This is a genomic window from Pseudarthrobacter sp. HLT1-7 (assembly GCF_059383435.1).
Map to the genome: position 1 here is coordinate 51,949 of NZ_JBWZCH010000014.1, position 19,696 is coordinate 71,644.

16 protein-coding genes are annotated in these 19,696 nt (G+C 66.8%); 2 read left to right on the plus strand and 14 right to left on the minus strand.

Annotated elements, in window-relative coordinates; genetic code table 11:
- Positions 1-3 precede the first annotated feature (3 nt).
- Together AC50X6_RS13615 and hflX are read right to left on the minus strand one after the other, a co-directional pair.
- Positions 4-2,235 (minus strand): ATP-dependent DNA helicase, encoded by a 2,232-nt coding sequence (locus tag AC50X6_RS13615; RefSeq protein WP_494966739.1) that lies wholly within the window; start codon positions 2,233-2,235, stop codon positions 4-6.
- A complete protein-coding gene (gene hflX, locus AC50X6_RS13620; protein ID WP_494966740.1) occupies positions 2,228-3,796 on the minus strand; it encodes a GTPase HflX in 1,569 nt (522 codons plus the stop codon). The genes AC50X6_RS13615 and hflX overlap by 8 nt, the downstream gene beginning before the upstream one ends.
- Before the next feature lie 551 nt (positions 3,797-4,347).
- On the opposite strand from hflX, the gene AC50X6_RS13625 reads away from it, so the two are divergent.
- Positions 4,348-4,962, plus strand: a complete 615-nt coding sequence (locus tag AC50X6_RS13625) for a class I SAM-dependent methyltransferase (protein WP_494966741.1) — start codon at positions 4,348-4,350, stop codon at positions 4,960-4,962.
- On the opposite strand, the gene dapF is transcribed toward AC50X6_RS13625, so the two are convergent.
- The 6 genes from dapF to AC50X6_RS13655 form a co-directional block, all read right to left on the minus strand.
- A complete protein-coding gene (gene dapF, locus AC50X6_RS13630) occupies positions 4,943-5,899 on the minus strand; it encodes a diaminopimelate epimerase (protein WP_494966742.1) in 957 nt (318 codons plus the stop codon). The genes AC50X6_RS13625 and dapF overlap by 20 nt on opposite strands.
- Positions 5,900-6,121: 222 nt before the next feature.
- A complete protein-coding gene (miaA, locus tag AC50X6_RS13635; RefSeq protein ID WP_494966792.1) occupies positions 6,122-7,021 on the minus strand; it encodes a tRNA (adenosine(37)-N6)-dimethylallyltransferase MiaA in 900 nt (299 codons plus the stop codon).
- A 121-nt stretch (positions 7,022-7,142) separates the two neighbouring features.
- On the minus strand, positions 7,143-8,735 hold the full coding sequence (gene miaB, locus AC50X6_RS13640; protein WP_494966743.1) for a tRNA (N6-isopentenyl adenosine(37)-C2)-methylthiotransferase MiaB: 1,593 nt from the start codon (positions 8,733-8,735) through the stop codon (positions 7,143-7,145).
- Positions 8,736-8,833: 98 nt separating this feature from the next.
- The gene (locus tag AC50X6_RS13645) at positions 8,834-9,331 is read right to left on the minus strand and encodes a regulatory protein RecX (RefSeq protein ID WP_494966793.1); all 498 of its coding nucleotides are present in this window, start codon (positions 9,329-9,331) and stop codon (positions 8,834-8,836) included.
- Positions 9,332-9,509: 178 nt separating this feature from the next.
- On the minus strand, positions 9,510-10,562 hold the full coding sequence (gene recA, locus AC50X6_RS13650) for a recombinase RecA (RefSeq protein WP_494966744.1): 1,053 nt from the start codon (positions 10,560-10,562) through the stop codon (positions 9,510-9,512).
- 312 nt (positions 10,563-10,874) lie between these two features.
- Positions 10,875-11,093, minus strand: a complete 219-nt coding sequence (locus tag AC50X6_RS13655) for a DUF3046 domain-containing protein (protein ID WP_494966745.1) — start codon at positions 11,091-11,093, stop codon at positions 10,875-10,877.
- A gap of 44 nt (positions 11,094-11,137) precedes the next feature.
- Between AC50X6_RS13655 and AC50X6_RS13660 the strand changes: the two genes are divergently transcribed.
- Positions 11,138-11,647 (plus strand): MarR family winged helix-turn-helix transcriptional regulator, encoded by a 510-nt coding sequence (locus tag AC50X6_RS13660; RefSeq protein WP_494966746.1) that lies wholly within the window; start codon positions 11,138-11,140, stop codon positions 11,645-11,647.
- A gap of 451 nt (positions 11,648-12,098) precedes the next feature.
- Here the strand turns inward: AC50X6_RS13660 and AC50X6_RS13665 are convergent, their stop codons facing one another.
- The 6 genes from AC50X6_RS13665 to dapA all read right to left on the minus strand — a co-directional run bounded on the left by AC50X6_RS13665 (position 12,099) and on the right by dapA (position 19,614).
- Complete coding sequence (locus tag AC50X6_RS13665) at positions 12,099-12,551, minus strand: helix-turn-helix domain-containing protein (protein ID WP_494966747.1); 453 nt, start codon at positions 12,549-12,551, stop codon at positions 12,099-12,101.
- A gap of 152 nt (positions 12,552-12,703) precedes the next feature.
- Positions 12,704-13,195 (minus strand): CinA family protein, encoded by a 492-nt coding sequence (locus tag AC50X6_RS13670; protein ID WP_494966748.1) that lies wholly within the window; start codon positions 13,193-13,195, stop codon positions 12,704-12,706.
- Complete coding sequence (gene pgsA / locus AC50X6_RS13675; protein WP_494966749.1) at positions 13,192-13,833, minus strand: CDP-diacylglycerol--glycerol-3-phosphate 3-phosphatidyltransferase; 642 nt, start codon at positions 13,831-13,833, stop codon at positions 13,192-13,194. The genes AC50X6_RS13670 and pgsA overlap by 4 nt, the downstream gene beginning before the upstream one ends.
- A 9-nt stretch (positions 13,834-13,842) precedes the next feature.
- Positions 13,843-16,785: an FtsK/SpoIIIE family DNA translocase gene (locus AC50X6_RS13680; RefSeq protein WP_494966750.1), complete on the minus strand. Its 2,943-nt coding sequence runs from the start codon at positions 16,783-16,785 to the stop codon at positions 13,843-13,845.
- Between the two features lie 168 nt (positions 16,786-16,953).
- Positions 16,954-18,645, minus strand: a complete 1,692-nt coding sequence (locus tag AC50X6_RS13685; protein WP_494966751.1) for a ribonuclease J — start codon at positions 18,643-18,645, stop codon at positions 16,954-16,956.
- Positions 18,646-18,705: 60 nt separating this feature from the next.
- On the minus strand, positions 18,706-19,614 hold the full coding sequence (gene dapA, locus AC50X6_RS13690) for a 4-hydroxy-tetrahydrodipicolinate synthase (protein ID WP_494966752.1): 909 nt from the start codon (positions 19,612-19,614) through the stop codon (positions 18,706-18,708).
- Positions 19,615-19,696 lie beyond the last annotated feature (82 nt).

The window sequence follows — 19,696 nt, forward strand, 5'->3', positions numbered from 1 at the left end:
CCTCTACGCGGCCGGCTGCCCGGATTCTTTGGCGAGGCGTTCCAGCGCAGCAAAGGCTATCGCGGGATCGGTGGTGGGCCAGAACGGCGGAAGTGCGGCGCGGAGGAATCCCCCGTAGCGTTCCGTGGAGAGCCGTGAGTCCAGTACCGCCACCACTCCTTTGTCCGTCGTCGTCCGGATCAGCCGCCCGGCGCCCTGTGCCAGCCGGATCGCGGCGTGGGTCGCCGACACGCTCATAAAGCCGTTGCCGCCGGCCTGGGCCACAGCGCGGGACCGCGCCGTCATCAGCGGGTCGTCCGGCCTCGGAAAGGGGATCCGGTCGATCACGACCAGCCGGCAGGAGTCGCCCGGGACGTCAACACCCTGCCACAGCGACATAGTCCCGAAGAGGCAGGTGTCCGGCTCGTCGGCGAACTGCCGCACGAGCCCTGTCATGGTTGAGTCTCCCTGGCAGAGAATGCTCAGCTCCAACCGCGGCCGCATGGCCTCGGCGGCGTCTTCGGCGGCGCGGCGGGAGGAAAACAGGCATAAGGCCCCGCCGCCGGAGGCCCGGATCAGTTTCTCCAGCTCATCAAGCGCTTCCGGGGAGGTGCCGCGGCCGGGTTTGGGCAGGTGCTTCGCAACATAAAGAATCCCCTGTTTGGGGTATTCAAACGGCGAGCCGACGTCGACGCCGGTCCAGCTGGGCGCGCCGGGGCCGACCAGTCCAAGGCCGCCGGCGGCCGGTTCAAACGCCGAGCCGATCGCCAGGGTAGCCGAGGTCAGGATTACCGTGTGGTCTGCGAACAGGCCCTCGCGCAGCCGGCCGGCGACGCTCAGCGGCGCCACGTTGATCAGCGCCGGAGCGGACTCGTCCGGCTGGGAGTACCCCTGCGCCGGGTCGAAGGTGCTGTTGCGGGAAAACCACACCACTTCACGGTTTTCCCGAGCCGCGAGCAGCCGTTCGCAGAGTTCCAGGATGACCATGAGCCGGGAGCGGGCGAGCTGACGGCCGCCGTCGGCCGTGTTGGCGCTGTCCCCCTTGGAATCGGACAGCGCGGCGCGGCAGGCATCACGCAACTGGTCCACACAGTCCAACTGTTCGCTGTTGAGGCCCTTGGGCATAAGTCCGCCGGGGACGCCTTCAATGGCCAGCTCGAGGTTGGCCGCTGCATTGCTAAGCGCGTCCACGGTAATGCCGGTGTGCTTCCGCGCCCCTGAAGCGGCAACATGCACCATAGCGACGGAGAGCTGCCCGGACACGGCGCCGGTGACGCGGTCCTGGAGTTCGTGCGCCTCGTCGACCACCACGACGTCGTACTCGGGCAGCACGGCGAGGCCCTCGAAGGCGCTGACGGCCAGCATGGCGTGGTTGGTGACGACGACGTCGGCGTCTGCAGCGTTCTGCCGGGCCAGTTCGCTGAAACATTCGCCCGCCAGCGGACATTTCTGCGCCCCGAGGCATTCCATCGAGGTGACGGACACCTGGCGCCAGGCGCGGTCGGTCACGCCGGGCATCAGCTCGTCGCGGTCGCCCGAGGCGGTCGCCTCGGCCCATTCGCGGAGACGGACTACTTCCTTGCCCAGCTGGGAGGACGCGCCGCCCATGGCCGCGGCAAAATGCGGGACGGATGTGTCCTCGCCGAGGGAGAAGAGCTGACCCTCGGAGGGCTCCTCGGAAGGGAAACCGCCGTCGAGCTTGTGCCGGCAGACGTAGTTGGAGCGTCCCTTGACCAGGGCGACCTTGACGGGCCGCTCCAGGGCAGGGGTGATGGTCTTGAGCAGCCGGGGCAGGTCCCGGCCCACGATCTGGGTCTGGAGGGCCAGGGTGGCAGTGGAGACAAGGGTTGGTTTCTGGCTGACCAGCGAATGGGCGATCAGCGGGACCAGGTAAGCGAGGGACTTGCCCGTGCCGGTGCCGGCCTGGACCAGCAGGTGGTCGCCGCTGTCGATCGCGCGCGCCACCTGCCGGGCCATTTCGTGCTGGCCGTCGCGGCTCTGGCCGCCCATGCCGGATACTGCCCGCTCGAGGAGCTCAATGACGAACTCCTCGCTGTGCGGCTGGGCTCTACCCGCCCCCTTTTGTGCTGCCGGCCCGTGTCCGTCAGCTCCGTCAGGGCCGTCAGCTCCGTCAGGGTTTTCACCAGCCCGGGTCCCGCCGGCAGATCCGTCGCCGGCAGAGTCGTTCCCTGCGGAGTCGTCCCCGTCGGGGCCTGCCCGCTCCGGGTCCGGCCCCGTCACCGCTGCCTCAGTCATTGCTGACAAACGAATCCAGTTCAGCCGCGAATCCTTCGCGCACCATTACGACGGCCCGGGTGCCGGATTCCCCGTGGTCGAGGCTGAGGATCTCGGCGTCGGTCTCGTGCAGCTTGCTGAGCAGGTCCCCGCGGTCGTACGGGATCATCAGTTCCAGCCTCACGCTGGGCCGCGGGATGCCGTCGCTGATGGCCTTGAGCAGCTCCGGAAGGCCCTCACCGGTGCGTGCCGAAACCACCACGTGGCGCGGTTCGCGCTGCTTGAGCCGTTCGATCACGAAGGGGTCGGCGGCGTCGGCCTTGTTCAGGACGATGATTTCCGGGACCTTGCGGGCGTCGACTTCGCTGAACACCTTGCGGACGGCGGCAATCTGGCCCTCCGGATCCGGGTGGGATACATCGACGACGTGCAGGATCAGGTCCGCGTCGGAAACCTCCTCCAGGGTGGAGCGGAAGGCCTCCACGAGCTGGGTGGGGAGCGAGCGGACAAAGCCCACGGTATCGGCGAGGGTATAGCCCAGCCCGTCGGAGGTTTCAGCCTTGCGGACCGTCGGGTCCAGGGTGGCGAACAGTGCGTTCTCCACCAGGACACCGGCATCCGTCAGCCGGTTCAGCAGCGAGGACTTCCCGGCGTTGGTGTACCCGGCGATCGCTACTGACGGCACGGCATTACGACGGCGGTTGGCGCGCTTGGTTTCCCGGGCCGGCTTCATCGCGGCGATTTCGCGCCGCAGCTTGGCCATCCGGGTGCGGATCCGGCGCCTGTCCAGTTCGATCTTGGTTTCACCGGGACCACGCGAGCCCATGCCGGCGCCTGCACCGCCCACCTGGCCACCGGCCTGGCGGGACATCGAGTCACCCCAGCCGCGCAGGCGCGGGAGCAGGTATTCGAGCTGGGCCAGTTCCACCTGGGCCTTGCCTTCGCGGCTTTTGGCGTGCTGGGCAAAGATGTCCAGGATCAGGGCCGTGCGGTCAATGACCTTGACCTTGACGATGTCTTCCAGGCTGCGGCGCTGGGACGGGGCCAGTTCGGCGTCGACCACGACGGTGTCCGCGCCGGTGGACATCACGATGTCCTTGAGTTCCTGGGCTTTGCCGGATCCGAGGAAAGTTCCGGGATCGGGCTTCGCGCGGCGCTGGACAATACCGTCGAGGACCTCCGAGCCTGCGGTCTCGGCGAGGGCTGCGAGCTCACGCAGCGAGTTCTCGGCATCCGCGAGAGTGCCTTCGGTCCAGAGGCCGGCCAGCACGACGCGCTCAAGGCGCAGTTGACGGTATTCGACTTCGGTGACATCTTCAAGTTCGGTGGACAGGCTGCCGATCCGGCGTCGGGCGTGCCGATCCTCGAGGTCCTGCTGGTCGCCATCGTAGTTGCCGTGTTCCGCGTCCGGCCTGGAGATCGCCTGGGCCTTGCCGAGCACCGGCCGGGACTCGGCGGCAGCCGGGGCCTCGGTCCGGGCGGGGGTGTCCTTGGAGAGGATCCGGTCGATGACAGCCTGGATCTCCGCGGGGCTCATGTCCGGGGCTGCTGAATCGGGTCCGGTGTTGGGCTGGCTGGTCATGGTCTCCTTTGAAGGTTCGGCAGTTTCAGAATAGTGCCGATCGGTGTTGTGTGGGGCGGTATTCGCGCGGGGCTGACGACTATCGGTCAAACGGGTCCTCCTGGTATGCCGGCGGCAGCGGTGCCGGGGGCAGAGTGGGCTCCGTGTGGAGCGGCGGGATGAGGGAGGGAAATCATTAATATGAGTTGCTGCCTGGACACGCCTGCGGGGACGAATATACGCCCAAGTCTTGTTGTCCTGAACTGTCCATGTGACGGGAATCGCTGTTCGCCAAATGTTGCGGGCCCCAGACAGGGACGAAACACTGGATTGGGCGCTGCACGAGATCAAATTGGCGGAAGGTAATTACCTGCGTCGCTGCGGGGACGGGATTTGACCCGCACCGGCTACTTGAAGATTGAGAACATGCCCTCAACAGTAGCAGACGGCGACGCTGCCTCCGGCCCGGGCGGGCGTCCGGTTGAGCTCCCCCGAACCATGCCGCGACAGCCCGGGTCTTCCCGTCCCCACCGGTTTCCCATACAGGCCGACGGCCAACTAATCTGCCAGATATGGAGTCTGCACACTATTTCAGCGCCCAGCCCGCCGGGGCCTTTACGCGCAAGCCACTGACCGTGGAGCTTGCCGGCGAGACGCGCCGCTTGCAGACGTCCTCGGCCATCTTCAGCCCGGACGGCATCGACAAGGGCACGGCGGTCCTGCTGGCCGCGGTTCCGGCCCCGGCACCGCAGGGGAAGCTGCTGGACATCGGCTGCGGCTGGGGTCCGGTCGCGCTCACCATGGCCCTGCGGGCACCGCATTCGCAGGTCTACGCCGTCGATGTCAACGAACGTTGCGTGACCCTGACCAACGAGAATGCGGCGCTGCTGGGGCTCGGGAACCTCACGGCCAGTACACCGGACGCCGTCGATCCGGAACTGCGCTTCGACACCATCTGGTCCAACCCGCCCATCCGGATCGGCAAGGACGAACTCCACGCGCTGCTTCTCCTGTGGCTGCCGCGGCTCGCGCCGGGCGGCTCCGCGTGGCTCGTGGTGCAGAAAAACCTGGGGTCGGACTCGCTTCAGCGCTGGCTCGCTGCAGGGCTGGACAGCAGCTTCACCGTGACGCGGGAGAGCACGTCAAAGTCGTTCCGCATCCTGCGGGTCAGGAAAGCATCCCACTAGCCACGATCGCGGCCGGCCCGCTGAGCTCGACATGCTCGTTGCCCCCCGGGCCGAGGAAAAACTTTACGCCCACGACGCCGCCGGGCACGTGGACGTTCCACACGTCCGGGGCGCCTTGGCCGGCCCAATGGCGGATCGCGGCGGCGGCGGCACAGGCACCGGTGCCGCAGGACTGGGTCTCCCCCACGCCCCGCTCGTACACGCGCATCGTGATGGTCCCGATACCCTCATGGACCAGCGGCTCGGACGGCACGACGAACTCGACGTTGGTGCCCTTCGGCGGCGTCGGATCCACGTGGGGGGCGGTGAATAACTGCGTGGCGTTGAGTTCGGAGAGCTCGGCCAGGGCGACGACGGTGTGGGGGTTACCCATGCTCACCGAGAGTGCGGGCCGGGCGACCTCAAGACCCTCGGCGCTGACCAGCGAATCCATGGCCCGTGCCGTGGCCTCGCCCGGGAAGATAAACTCCCAGGATCCCATGTCGACGGCGTAGCCGGCGGCGGTGCGCACAATCGTCTTCGCGCCACCCCGGGTGCCGATGGTCAGTGACTCGCCGGCAGGCAGCTCCACTAGACCCTCGGCGATCAGGAAGTGCACAAAGACGCGGACCCCATTGCCGCACATTTCGGAAAGCGAACCGTCGCCGTTGCGGTAGTCCATGAACCATTCGGCGTCCGGGTGCCCTGTGAGCAGCTCCTGTCCCTCGGGCAGGAGCCGGGACGGCACGGCGCGGATCAGGCCGTCCCCGCCGACGCCGCGGTGGCGGTCGCAGAGGGCCGCGACCTGCTCGGGAGTGATGGAGAGGGTACCGTTCGGGTCTGCGAGGAGCACAAAGTCGTTGCCCGTGCCGTGGCCTTTGGAGAATTTAAGTCCGCTCAGGGCTGCCGTGCCACCGATGGAGCTGCGGTCAGCGGCCACGGCCAAGGATTTGTCCATGGTCCAAGGTTACCGTTCCGGCGCGGTCGCTGAAAAAGGGACCCGATATTCCACCCGGACTCCACGGAACGTGTCGCGGCATCCTCGCCGGAAGGCTGCGCCGGACTGGAAGGTCGCGGCGGGCTGGCAGGCTGCGCCGGACTGGAAGGCCGCGGCGGGCTGGCAGGCTGCGCCGGAATGGAAGGCCGCGGCGGGCTGGAAGGCTGCGCCGCGGCGCGAGTGCTACGCCGCGTTCGCGCCGGGGCTGCACAGCGCGGCGGCCTTGGCCACGAGTTTCGGGTCCTGCCAGTCCAGCCAGTGGATGCGCGGGTCCGCGCGGAACCAGGTGAGCTGGCGGCGGGCAAACTGCCGGGTCGCCACAATGGTTTCCTCCACCGCCTGCGCCTCGTCCGACTCGCCATCGAGGACCTTGAGGAACTGGGCGTAGCCGAGCGCGCGCGGGGCGGTCCTGCCGAGCCGGAGCCCCGCGGCATCGAGCTGCCTCACTTCCGCGAGCAGTCCGCGCGCCACCATGGCGTGGACGCGGGCAGCGAGCCGTTCCCGGAGCAGTTCCCGGTCCACCGAGAGGCCAATCTGCACGGCTGGCTGGAAGTACTCCCGGGTGGGCATGAACGAACTGAAGGGCCGCCCGGTGAGTTCAAACACTTCGAGGGCACGGATAACCCTGCGCGCGTCGCCGAGCCTGCCGGCGGACACCGGGTCCACGGTCTCCAGCCGAGCCAGCAGCGGGGCCGGGCCTGCCGTTGCCAGTTCGGTCTCGAGCCGGTGCCGGATTGTGGGGTCTGTGCCCGGGAATTCCAGCATGTCCAGGGCGGCGCGGACGTAGAGCCCGGAGCCGCCGGCCAGGATGGCGCGTCTGCCGCGGCCGTGGATGTCGGCAATCCGGGCCCGGGCCTGGTGCTGGAAGTCCGAGACGCTGGCTTCCCCGGTCACGTCCAGGATGTCCAGGAGGTGGTGGGGCACTCCCCTGCGTTCGGCCCCGGTGACCTTTGCCGTCCCGATGTCCATGCCGCGGTAGAACTGCATGGAATCGGCGTTGATGACTTCGCCGTCGAGTTCCAGCGCAAGCGAGGCGGCAAGATCGGACTTGCCAGAACCGGTCGGCCCGACGACGGCGATCACCGGCGGTGCCGGTGTTGCGACTTCCGGTGTTGCGCCTGTGGCGGCGTTCTCTGCCGGTGCTGTGCCTGCTCGCGCGTCGCCGGCGCTGCCGCCAGGGGCTCCCTGCGGAGGTGCCACGGGACTAGCGGCCGCGGACCGGAAGGGTGGGCATGCCCAGAGACACACCCGTGGTACCGGAGGCTGCCCCCGGCACGGGTGCACCACAGGAGTCGGCCAGGGACCGGTCCCAGGCGTCGCCGGCGCGGGAACGGCGGAGGCTGTAATCCTCCGCCGACGCCGGATCGGAGACAAGGTGGAAGGCAGCCGCCGCGGTGATGGTCACGGTGACGAGATCGCCGGGGCGGGGTGCTTCAGCGCCGGCAGGCACGGAGAAGTGCACCAGCCGCTGGTCCTGGGCACGGCCGGAAAGCCGTTGGGTTTCCTCGGCTTTGCGGCCAGGCTGGGCCGTGACCATGACCTCGACGCGGCGGCCAAGCTGGCGGGCGTTTTCCTCGGCCGCGATCCGGTCCTGCAGCGCGGTGAGGCGTTCGAAGCGTTCCTGGACCACGGCCTTCGGGAGCTGGTCCGGCAGCTCCGCGGCGGGCGTGCCGGGCCGCTTGGAGTACTGGAAGGTGAAGGCGGTGGCGAAGCGGGACTTCTCCACGACGTCGAGGGTGGCCTGGAAGTCCTCTTCGGTTTCGCCGGGGAAACCGACGATGATGTCCGTGGAGATGGCCGCGTGCGGGATCTTCTCGCGGACCTTGTCCAGGATGCCGAGGAACTTCGTGGAACGGTAGGACCGCTTCATGTCCCTGAGGACTTTGTCCGAGCCGGACTGCAGCGGCATGTGCAGCTGCGGCATGACGTTGGGGGTCTCGGCCATGGCGTCGATGACGTCATCGGTGAAGGCGGCCGGATGCGGACTGGTGAACCTGACGCGTTCGAGACCGGAGATCTCGCCGCAGGCGCGCAGGAGCTTCGAGAAGGCCTGCCGGTCGCCGAACTCCACGCCGTAGGAGTTCACGTTCTGGCCCAGCAGGGTCACTTCGATGGCGCCGTCATCGACGAGGGCCTGGATCTCGGCCAGGATGTCGCCCGGCCGGCGGTCCTTCTCCTTGCCGCGCAGCGCCGGCACGATGCAGAAGGTGCAGGTGTTATTGCAGCCCACGGAGATCGACACCCAGCCTGCGTAGACCGAGTCGCGCTTGGTGGGAAGCGTGGAGGGGAACACATCGAGGGACTCGAGGATTTCCAGCTGCGCCTCGTTGTTATGGCGCGCGCGCTCCAGCAGGGCGGGCAGGGCGCCGACGTTGTGGGTGCCGAAGACAGCGTCCACCCAGGGTGCCTTCTTCAGGATGGCCTCGCGGTCCTTCTGTGCCAGGCAGCCTCCGACGGCGATCTGCATTCCCGGGTTGGCAACCTTGGCCGGCGCCAGCATGCCGAGGTTGCCGTAGAGCTTATTGTCGGCGTTTTCCCGCACTGCGCAGGTGTTGAAGACCACGACGTCGGCCAGTTCCCCGGCGGCGGGGACGTAGCCGGCGGCTTCCAGCATCCCGGCCATACGCTCGGAATCATGGACGTTCATCTGGCAGCCGAAGGTGCGCACCTGATAGCTGCGGGGCTGCACGCCATCACGCGCCGGTGCGGACTCCGGCACCGGCCCAGCGCTCGTCAAAGGCGCAGTGTCCGTTGAAGGGGTGATGCCGGCTATTGGGGAGGGAATGGTCAAACTCACCTGTTAAGGGTACCGGGTCGGCGCCGTCACCGCGCGGCGTACGCCGGCGGGCCCATCATGGGCGATGCACCCGGCAGTCCGACCGGCCGGCACCCGATTCAGAAATCCGGTTCAGTTTCCGTTTCGGCGCCAGCCACGGCGGCATCGAGGACTTCGCCGACGATCCGGAAGGACTGGGCGGGCTGGTACCCCTTGCGCGCTAGCATCGAGGCAAGCCGGCGCGTGGCCTTGTCACGCTCGGCGCGGTCCGCGAATCCGGTGACGGCCCTGAGCTTGCGCTGGACCAGGCCACGCGCCGCGACCTCCTCGTCCTCCTCGCTGAGCTGGTCAAGGGCGACGTCCGCGACGTCCCCGTCAATGCCCTTCTCAGCAAGTTCACGTCGGAGTGCTCCCTTGGCCAGCTTGCGGCTCCGGGACCGGCCGCGGACCCACATGTCCGCAAAGTCGGCGTCGTCAATGAGTCGCACTTCCTCGAAGCGGTCAAGCACAGCTTCGGCGATGTCCTCCGGGATGTCGCGGTCGGCCAGCTTCCTGGCGAGCTGGAGCCGGCTCTTGGGCGAATTCGTCAGCTGCCGGAGCACCACGGCCCGGGCCACGGCCGCTGGATCGACGTCGCGGTCCTGCGCCGATGCCGGCTCCCCGGGCGGCGACTCCGACAGTGCCGCTCCCCCGGAGCGGATGCCCTCAGCGAAGCCGGGGGCAGGTTTCCGGGCGGGGAATCCTGCCCCCTTGGATGCTCCGCGCGGGGAAACCGCGGCCCCGGACGCCCTCCTGCTAGAAGCCGTCAACGGCCTTCAGCTTCGGTGATTCCTCGGTCTCGGCGGGGGCCTTGACGCCGACGCCGAGCTTTTCCTTAATGAGGCGCTCCAGCTCGGATGCCAGTTCAGGGTTGTCGCGCAGGAACCGCCGGGAATTCTCCATGCCCTGGCCCAGCTGGTCGCCGTCGTAAGTGAACCAGGACCCCGACTTCTTGATCAGGCCGTGCTCGACACCCATGTCGATGATGCCGCCCTCACGGGAAATGCCCTGGCCGTAGATGATGTCGAATTCGGCAATCTTGAAAGGCGGAGCCATCTTGTTCTTGACGATCTTGGCCTTGGTCCGGTTGCCGACTGAATCCGCGCCCTCCTTGAGGGTCTGGATCCGTCGAACGTCGATGCGGATCGAGGCGTAGAACTTCAAGGCCTTACCACCGGTGGTGGTTTCGGGGGAGCCGAAGAACACGCCGATCTTTTCGCGGAGCTGGTTGATGAAGATGGCGGTGGTCTTGGTCTGGCTCAGGCGGCCGGTAATCTTACGCAGGGCCTGGCTCATCAGACGGGCCTGAAGACCGACGTGACTGTCGCCCATGTCGCCTTCGATTTCCGCACGGGGAACCAGCGCTGCGACGGAGTCGATGACGATGACGTCAAGGGAGCCGGATCCGATAAGCATGTCCATGATTTCCAGGGCCTGCTCGCCGGTGTCCGGCTGCGAGACAAGGAGTGCGTCGGTGTCGACGCCCAGCCTGGCTGCATACTCGGGATCGAGGGCATGTTCGGCGTCAATGAAGGCGGCGATGCCGCCGAGGCGTTGGGCGCTGGCTACTGCGTGCAGCGCCACGGTGGTCTTACCGGAAGATTCCGGACCGTAGATTTCCACGACACGGCCGCGGGGCAGGCCACCAATTCCCAGTGCGATGTCCAGCGCAATGGAACCGGTCGGAATGACCTCGATCGGCGCACGGACTTCGTCACCCAGGCGCATAACCGAGCCTTTGCCGAACTGCTTGTCAATCTGTGCAAGCGCTGCGTCGAGCGCCTTCTGACGATCCGGGGCTGCGGCCATGGTTCACACCTCTAATACTTTCTCGCTGTGGAGTGGCCGTTGCGGCCCTATGGTTGTGATCAGTGTTTCAATCATCGTTTCGATCAGTGATCTATCATCACTGACGCTAGCGGCACCCACCGACAGTGTTGCCGGCCGGCGTCGCGTATGTGGATAACGCTCTGAAAAAAGCATAGTCCTGCCCGAACAAATATTCGAACAATTGGGCGGCGTGTCAGGCACCGGCTGCACCGAACCGACTCTCAGCGGCAGGCCACCGGGACTCGCATTCAGGACCCAGCTACCAGAATCCTGCCGTCAATGGTGCCGCCGTCAGCGGGGTTTCACGTCGCGGCCCAGCCGCCGCTCAGGCGGAACCTCCTGGACATCGCACAGGGCCAGCCACACCTGCCGGGGCGGTACACCGGCCCGGAGTGCCTGGTCGGCCGTGTGGCCGCCCACTCCGGCCAGGACCAGCGAACTGCTGAGGACACGCGAGTAGCCTGACCCGAATTCGTCGTCCATGAGGCGCCAAAAATCACTGATTCGCACGAATAGAGTCTCTCACGACGCGGACGGACCCTAGAATGGTTGCCATGAGCAACGCCGTCGAGGGGCCCGTGCTAGCCGGGAGCGCCGAGGACACCGCAGAAGCCGGCCTGATAGAGGTCGAAAACCAATTGAGTCTGCTCTGGCGCCGCGGCCGCTCCATTTCACATCAGCTCTCGCGGCAGCTCCACCCGGACATGGAACCTGCGGCGTATGGCCTGCTCTCGGTGATCCACCGGCGAGGCGCCGTGCGGCTTACCGAGCTGGCCTCGAGTATCTGCGTCGGTAAGCCCTCGGTAAGCCGCCAGGTCGCGTTCCTCGAAGGCCTCGGGCTTGTGTTCAAGCAAGCCGACCCTCTCGACGGCCGCGCCCAGATGATCCGCTTGACGCCCTTGGGCGACGAGAAGATGCACCACGTGCAGGACGCCCGGCGCGAAGTTTTTCGCCGACAGCTCGGAGACTGGCCGGCGGAAGAGCTGGAGACACTCGCCCGGTATATTGCCAGGCTCAACGCGAGCTATGAGCGCGTCGGCCTCCCCCAGGACGACACCCGCTAGTTCGAACCGACTGCATGCGATACCCTCCGGCACATGGCCGGGGGCCGGGTGCGGTGGCCGGGCTCAGGGACATACCCCGCGCCGGGGCCAGCCAGTGGACTTAGTGTCACTATGCCCAATCCCGGGTGCGAAGAATGGGCATGTCCCCCTGGACTGGACACCCGCCCTAATGGACATGCTCCGCGCCGCGGCCAGCCGGTGGACATAGTGGCATTATGCCCAGTCCCGGGTGCCAAGAATGGGCATGTCCCCCGGCGCGAGGAGGCCCCGGCGCTGCCTGACCCCCGACGAACCAGCGTAAATGACCGCTGGTTCGAACCGACTGCATGCGACACCCTCCGGCACGCATTCCCGTGGGCAGGAGCACCCCCCGCAGCATGCAGGAGGACCCCCCGCACGTGGCCGGAGGTCCTCCTGTCTGGAACTATGCGCGTCTAGAGCGCGGCTCGGGCTACCGTGCCCCGGAGAGCAGGCCCGTGGCCAACTCAACGTTGAGGTCGGTGTTCAGCTCACGGTCCAGGTCGCGGCCGTAGCGCTGGGCGAACTCCTGCGGGACGGTGTCCGGAACAGCGACACCCTCGGCGACGGCGACGCGGTCGCTCACTTCGCGGAGCATAAGCGAAAGCGGAACATCGAGGGCCGAACAGATCGAGGACAGCAGCTCCGAGGAGGCTTCCTTCTGGCCACGTTCCACTTCACTTAGGTATCCCAGCGAGACGCGGGCACTGTGCGAGACTTCGCGAAGGGTACGGCCCTGGCGCTGGCGCACATCGCGGAGTACATCACCGATTTCGTGACGAAGTACAACCATCTTGCGCCCCTTCTGTTCGCTCTTAGCCTTATCGGCGAGGCCCACATCCTTCCAGCGGACAACGCCGTTCACGGATACGGGCTGCTTTACCATCTGTATCGCCTTGCTCCCTCGTATATCGAGTCCGCCGGTTGAGGCTGACTAGTGATGCCTTCATCCTAGGCGCCTCCCCTCTTCGGAGGCGTCACAATCTAACAACTAACGAGAATCGACTTTTGTTCCCGGCAACTTTACGCCCGGTAGCCCTAGGAGGCCAGGGCGTCGAGCAGACGCTCCAGCGCGGCGCCGCAGGCCAGGGCCCGGATTTCGGGACGGGTACCCTCGAAGCCGTACTCGTACGACGTCGAGCCCTCCGCGGTGGCGATCCCGATGAAGACGGCGCCGATGGCCTTGCCGCCGTGCGGTTCCGGCCCGGCGACGCCAGTGGTGGACACGCCGATGTCGGCGCCGCAGATCCTGCGGGCACCGTCGGCCATGGCCTTCGCGACCTTCCCGTCCACGGCGCCGACGGCGTCGAGGAGGTCCTGGGGCACGCCGAGCACGCGGGCCTTGACCGAGTTCTGGTAGGAAACCACGCCGCCCTGGAGCATTGCGGAGGCGCCGGGGGTGTCGGCGAGGACGGCCGCGACCATGCCGGCGGTGAGGGACTCGGCGGTGGCCACGGTGAGGCCCCGGTCGATCGCCCCGGTGACGGCCAGTCCAGCCATACGGTGAAGATTGGGGTGCAGATTGGTCATGCGTTGCCCTCCTGGGTCTGCCGTTGCCCTGCCCGGATGCCGCTGGAGCGCAGCTTGAGGGCTTCGATGACGTATTCGCCGCCGGTCCAGACCGTGATGGCCAGGGCCACCATCATGACCGCGAAGGCCATCACCCCGAGCCACGGCGCCAGCGAGGCCAGCGGAATGACGTACAGGACGATGGCCACCGTCTGGATGACAGTTTTAAGCTTTCCGCCGCGTGAGGCCGGGATCACGCCGTAGCGGATGACGTAGAAGCGCAGCGCGGTGACGCCCCACTCGCGGACCAGGATCAGGATAGTGACCCACCACGGGAGTTCCTGGAGCACGGAGAGCATCACCAGGGCGGAGCCGATCAGAAGCTTGTCCGCGATCGGGTCCGCGATTTTGCCGAAGTCGGTGATGAGGCCGCGGCTGCGGGCGATGTCGCCGTCGAGCTTGTCCGTGTAGATGGCCACCGCGAACGTTGCGGCGGCAATCCAGCGCCACATCCCGTTTTGGGCATCCAGTCCCGGTGCGTCGAGAACGAGGAACCAGACGAAGAAAGGCACCATCACAATCCGCAGCATCGTCAGGATGTTGGGCAGGTTCCAGATCCGCGCGGCGGGCCCGGCGCTGTCTTCTTCGGCGCTAGTCACCTTCCTAGGCTACCGTCCGGTGAGTGACCAGGCGTCCTCGGAGCCGTTGTCATCATCGTCGCCGGAGCCGGAGCCGCCATCAGCGCCGTCAGCGCCGTCAAAGTACTCCGTGTTCTTGCCACGCCGGTCCAGATCCGCGGCCACGAGGTCCTCCGCATACCCGCCCTGCGCGATGTTGGCATTGGCGTTATCGCTCAGCGCGGCCGTCTGGGAATCGGCGACGGCGGGCACATCCATGCCCTTCATGGCGGCGAGGACGGCGGCAAGGTCATCCGGCTTGACCAGGACGTCACGGGCCTTGGAACCCTCGGAGGGGCCCACGACGCCGCGGGACTCGAGCAGATCCATCAGGCGGCCTGCCTTCGCAAAGCCCACCCTCAGTTTGCGCTGGAGCATCGAGGTGGAGCCGAACTGTGTGGTGACCACGAGTTCGGTGGCCTGCAGCAGGACTTCGAGGTCGTCGCCGATGTCGTCGTCGATCTGCTTCTTCGGCGCTTCGGGGGCGACGTCGTCGCGGTAGTCCGCCTTGAGCTGGCCCTTGACGTGCTCGACGACCTTGTGGATTTCCGATTCCGTGACCCAGGCGCCCTGGACCCGCATGGCCTTGGAGGCGCCCATCGGCAGAAACAGCGCGTCGCCCTGGCCGATGAGCTTCTCGGCGCCCGGCTGGTCCAGGACCACGCGGGAGTCGGTGACCGAGGAGGTCGCGAACGCCATCCGGGAGGGCACGTTGGCCTTGATCAGGCCGGTGACCACATCCACGGACGGGCGCTGGGTAGCCAGGACCAGGTGGATGCCGGCGGCCCGGGCCAGCTGGGTGATGCGGACGATGGAGTCTTCGACGTCGCGCGGGGCGACCATCATCAGGTCGGCGAGTTCGTCCACGATCACCAGCAGATAAGGGTACGGCCGGATGACCCGCTTGGAGCCCTCCGGCGGGTGGACCTTGCCGGCCCGGACGGCCTTGTTGAAGTCGTCGATGTGCTTGAAGCCGTAGTTGGCGAGATCGTCGTAGCGGGCGTCCATCTCCCGGACCACCCATTGCAGGGCCTCGGCGGCTTTCTTGGGGTTGGTGATGATGGGGGTGATGAGGTGCGGGACGCCCTCGTACGCCGTGAGCTCCACACGCTTGGGGTCCACCATCACCATGCGGACCTCATCGGGGGTGGCCCGCATCAGGATGGAGGTGATCATAGCGTTCACGAACGCCGACTTGCCGGCACCGGTGGCGCCCGCCACCAGGAGGTGCGGCATTTTGGCGAGGTTCGCGACCACGTAGCCGCCCTCGACGTCCTTGCCGACGCCGATCACCATGGGGTGCTCTGTGCGGCGGGCATTCTGGCTCCGCAGCACGTCGCCGAGGGAGACGGTCTCGCGGTCCGTGTTGGGGATCTCGATGCCGATGGCCGACCGGCCGGGGATGGGGCTGAGGATGCGCACGTCCGAGCTGGCGACGGCGTAGGAGATGTTCTTGGACAGCGCGGTGACGCGTTCCACCTTGGTGCCCGGGGACAGCTCAATCTCGTAGCGAGTCACGGTGGGGCCGCGGCTGAAGCCGGTGACCTGGGCTTCCACATTGAACTGGTTAAGGGTTTCGGTCAGCGAGGCGACAATGGCGTCGTTGGCCTCGGTGCGCTCCTTGGGAATGGATCCCGGTGTCAGGACGTCCGACGGCGGCAGGGTGTACGTGACGTCGCCGGCGAGCGAAAGCTGCTCGGTGCGCTGCGGAATCGGCGTGGGCAGCGGTGGCGGGGTGACAGGCCGCGAGGGGACCTGCGCTGCAGCAGCGGCGGCGGTGGCCGACGGCACGTTGAGCGAACCCGCGGCGATCATGCCGGGGGTGACGAGCGGGATCGCCTCCGTGGCGTTCTCCCCCGCTGTCCCGGCAACACTTCCTGCCGCGGTACCCAGGCCCTGGGCTGCCTTGATTTTTTCGACGGCGATCTCGGCCTGGGTGGGCCGGCGCACGCCGGGTGCCACGGACTTGGAGCCCTTGGCGGCCTCGGCTTCTTCATCCTCGATGAGGGCACGTTCGAAGGCCTCGTCGCCGACGTAGCCCTCGAGGCCGGCGTCGTCGCTGTGATCCTTGCCGAAGAGTCGGCGGCGTTTCTTCCTGGCCGGGGCCGGGGCGTCGTTTTCGGACAGATAGCTGCGGTCGTGGCCGTCCCGGTTGTCGCCGTCGGCGGCCTGGAGGTCGATGCCCATGAGGTGCTCATAGGCCGCACGCAGCCGGCCCGGGATGGCGCCAAAGGGGGTGGCCGTAACGATCAGCAGGGAGGTGAAGGCCAGCAGGGCGTAAAAAGCCACCGGGACGGCGGCATGGATCGCGGCGAGCGGCGCGGCGGCCAGATAGCCGAGCATGCCACCCGCCTGTCGCAGTCCGTCGAAGCCGTCCGCGACGGTGGGCTCGCCCCCGATGATGTGGGCCAGGCCGGACCCGGCGAACGTCATGATCAGGAAGCCGATGCCGATCCTGTTGTTGCCGCGGCCGTCAACGGGCTGGCGGAACAGGCGGAAAGCGCAGACGAAGAGCATAAGCGGCAGCAGCAGGGACATCCAGCCGAAGGTGCCGTTGACGATTCCGAAGACCATGTCCGGGAACCAGCCGCGGAAGCCCCACCAGGCAAAGGTGGCGATGAAGACGCCGAGGGCGAGGTTGAACAGGGCTGCGCCGTCGCGGCGCTCGCCGGGGGCGAGATCGCTGACGTCGGAGCCGATCCGGCGGACACCGGCGCCTACAACGTGGGCAACGCCCAGCCAGGCGCCGGCCACCACCCGGACCAGCCACGGCTGTTTGGGTTCGACGGCGGCCAGCTGGCGGGTGCGCGCGGTGCCTGCGGATCCTCCGGACCTGCTGGATTTGGACGCAGCCGGGCCGGCGCCCCGGGCCGGGGAGCTGCCTGATTTACCGCTGGAGTTTCCTCTAGGCGCGGAGGAAGTTCGTGTCGCCATACCCGCTACGGTACCCGACGCCTGGCCGAAACCTGCGGATTTTCGGGCCTGCGCGGGGATCATGTTGCGCCGGACGGGCGCACAAAAGAGGCCCTCCCGGCCCGCCGCAACCAGAAGGCTGCGGGCAGGCCGGGAGGGCCGCCGTCGTGCTGTAAGTGGCTGGGACGCTTAGGCCTCCAGGACCACCGGGATGATGAGGGGCTTGCGGCGCAGCTTGCGGTTGACCCAGGTGCCGACGACGCGGCGGACAACCTGCTGCAGTTGGTGCGTGGTGTGGTCCGAGCGGTTGAGCACGGCTTCCTCCAGCGCGGCATTGATCTTGGGGATGATCTCGTCGAAGACGGAGTCGTCCTCGGCCACGCCGCGGGCGTGGATCTCCGGACCGGAGACCACCTTGCCGGTGGCGCGGTGGATCACGGTGATGATGGAGATGAAGCCTTCATCGCCGAGAGTCTGGCGGTCCTTCAGATCGGCGTCGGTGATTTCGCCAACGCTGGAGCCATCGACGTAGACGAAGCCCACCTCGACCTGGCCGACGATGTCGGCCTGGTGGTCACGAAGGTCGATCACGGTGCCGTTGTCCGCGAGGAGAATGCTCTCCTCGGGGACGCCGGAATCCAGGGCGATCTTGCCGTTGGCGATCAGGTGGCGGGTTTCACCGTGCACCGGCATCGCGTTGAGCGGCTCGAGGATGTTGTAGCAGTACAGCAGCTCGCCGGCGGCCGCGTGGCCGGAGACGTGCACCTTGGCATTGCCCTTGTGGATGACGTCGGCGCCGAGCTTGAGCAGGCCGTTGATGATGCGGAAGACGGCGTTCTCGTTGCCCGGGATCAGGCTCGAGGCGAGGATAACGGTGTCGCCCTGGCCGACCACAACGCGGTGGTCGCCGTTGGCCATGCGGGACAGGGCCGCCATCGGCTCGCCCTGGGAACCGGTGGACATCAGGACCACCCGGTTGTCCGGCAGGTTGTCGATGTTCTTGATGTCGACCAGGATGCCGGCCGGTACATCGAGGTAGCCGAGCTTCTCGGCGATCGCCATGTTGCGGACCATCGAGCGGCCGACGAAGGCAACTTTGCGGTTGTGGTTGGCGGCAGCGTCGAGGACCTGCTGGACGCGGTGGACGTGCGAGGAGAACGAGGCCACGATCAGGCGCTTGGAGGCCTGGCCGAAGAGCCGGTCCAGGGTGGGCCCGATGTCCTTCTCGGCGGTAGTGAAGCCCGGCACGTCGGCGTTCGTGGAGTCCGACATAAACAGGTCCACGCCTTCTTCGCCCAGCTTGGCGAAGTGGCGGAGGTCCGTGATGCGTCCGTCCAGCGGCAGCTGGTCCATCTTGAAATCGCCGGTGTGCAGCACGGAGCCGCCGGCTGTGCGGATGAACACGGCGAGGGCATCGGGGATCGAGTGGTTGACGGCTACGAATTCGCATTCGAAGGGGCCGAACTTTTCAACCTGCCCCTCGGTGACAGTCTGCAGGACGGGCTTGATCCGGTGCTCCTGCAGCTTCGCCTCGATGAGGGCCAGCGTCAGCCGGGAGCCCACCAGGGGGATGTCGGCGCGCAGGCGCAGCAGGTACGGAACCGCGCCGATGTGGTCCTCGTGGCCGTGGGTCAGGACGACGGCGACGATGTCGGCGAGGCGGTGCTTGATGTAAGAGAAATCAGGCAGGATCAGGTCGACACCGGGCTGGGTTTCCTCCGGGAAGAGGACACCGCAATCGACAATGAGCAGCTTGCCGTCGACCTCGAAGACGGTCATGTTCCGGCCGATCTCGCCCAGGCCGCCCAGGGGAACGATCCGCAGGGTGTCCTTGAGCAGTTTCGGCGGCGTGACAAGGCCGGGAAGGGCGGTTTGGGTCATAATGCACTACTTTCCAGGCAGGATCCGGCCTGGTCTTTGCCGATCAGGATCAATACCCGATCAGGAAAAGACCATTCCGGCTTCCGCCAAGTCCTCGTGGATGGTTTCGATCTCGGCGTCGCCCGGCTCCACGAGGGGCAAACGGACAACCGAGTTGGGCAGGATTCCCTGCCACTTAAGAACTTGCTTCGCAGCAACAGCACCCTGGATATGGGTCATCACTGCACGGACCACGGGGTCCAGTTCGAAATGTATGGTGCGGGCGGCAGCAAAGTCGCCCGCAAGTGCGGCATCGATCATGGCGCGGAATTGACGGGTCGCGACGTGGGCGGTGACGCTGACGAGGCCGACGGCGCCGGCTGCCATCCACGGCAGGGTCAGTCCGTCGTCGCCGGAATAGACGTCGAGGTCCGTGTTGGCGAGCACGCGGGTGACGGCAGCAAAGTCAGCTTTGGCGTCTTTGAGCGCAATGATGTTCGGGTGGTCCGCGAGCCGGATCATGGTTTCCGGCAGGATCGGGACGCCGGCCCGGCCGGGAATGTCATAGACCATCACCGGAAGATCCGCAGCGTCGGCGATGGCTTCGATGTGGGCCTGGATGCCGGCCTGGCTCGGCTTGTTGTAGTAAGGGGTCACGATCAATTGGCCGTGGGCCCCGGCCTTGACGGCCCGCTTGGCCATCTCGATCGAGTGCGAGGTGTGGTTGGTGCCGGTTCCGGCGATGACTTTGGCGCGGTCCCCGACAGCCTCGACGATGACGCGGAACAGCTTTTCCTTTTCGTCGTCCTCCAGCGTGGAGGTTTCCCCGGTAGTGCCGGAAACAACTAAGGCATCGTTGCCGTCGTCGACGAGCTTGTTGGCCAGCTCTGCGGACTGCTGATAGTCGACTTCCCCGTCGGAAGTGAACGGCGTGACCATGGCGGTCACAAGGGTTCCGAACGTGTAGGAGCGAATGTCAGAGTCAGCCATATGAAAAACGTTACCCTGTCCCCGGCGTGTTATGACAATGCAGCGGACGTGACGAAGATCAAACCCGGCCGTCGAGCGTCTC

What these genes read in the sequence shown, in the direction of transcription:
- AC50X6_RS13665 (WP_494966747.1), bottom strand. Translation starts at nt 12,551, where the DNA reads ATGGTAAAGCAGCCCGTATCCGTGAACGGCGTTGTCCGCTGGAAGGAT.
- AC50X6_RS13615 (WP_494966739.1), bottom strand. Translation starts at nt 2,235, where the DNA reads ATGACTGAGGCAGCGGTGACGGGGCCGGACCCGGAGCGGGCAGGCCCC.
- dapF (WP_494966742.1), bottom strand. Translation starts at nt 5,899, where the DNA reads ATGGACAAATCCTTGGCCGTGGCCGCTGACCGCAGCTCCATCGGTGGC.
- AC50X6_RS13625 (WP_494966741.1), top strand. Translation starts at nt 4,348, where the DNA reads ATGGAGTCTGCACACTATTTCAGCGCCCAGCCCGCCGGGGCCTTTACG.
- AC50X6_RS13685 (WP_494966751.1), bottom strand. Translation starts at nt 18,645, where the DNA reads ATGACCCAAACCGCCCTTCCCGGCCTTGTCACGCCGCCGAAACTGCTC.
- hflX (WP_494966740.1), bottom strand. Translation starts at nt 3,796, where the DNA reads ATGACCAGCCAGCCCAACACCGGACCCGATTCAGCAGCCCCGGACATG.
- AC50X6_RS13660 (WP_494966746.1), top strand. Translation starts at nt 11,138, where the DNA reads ATGAGCAACGCCGTCGAGGGGCCCGTGCTAGCCGGGAGCGCCGAGGAC.
- AC50X6_RS13670 (WP_494966748.1), bottom strand. Translation starts at nt 13,195, where the DNA reads ATGACCAATCTGCACCCCAATCTTCACCGTATGGCTGGACTGGCCGTC.
- AC50X6_RS13680 (WP_494966750.1), bottom strand. Translation starts at nt 16,785, where the DNA reads ATGGCGACACGAACTTCCTCCGCGCCTAGAGGAAACTCCAGCGGTAAA.
- dapA (WP_494966752.1), bottom strand. Translation starts at nt 19,614, where the DNA reads ATGGCTGACTCTGACATTCGCTCCTACACGTTCGGAACCCTTGTGACC.
- recA (WP_494966744.1), bottom strand. Translation starts at nt 10,562, where the DNA reads ATGGCCGCAGCCCCGGATCGTCAGAAGGCGCTCGACGCAGCGCTTGCA.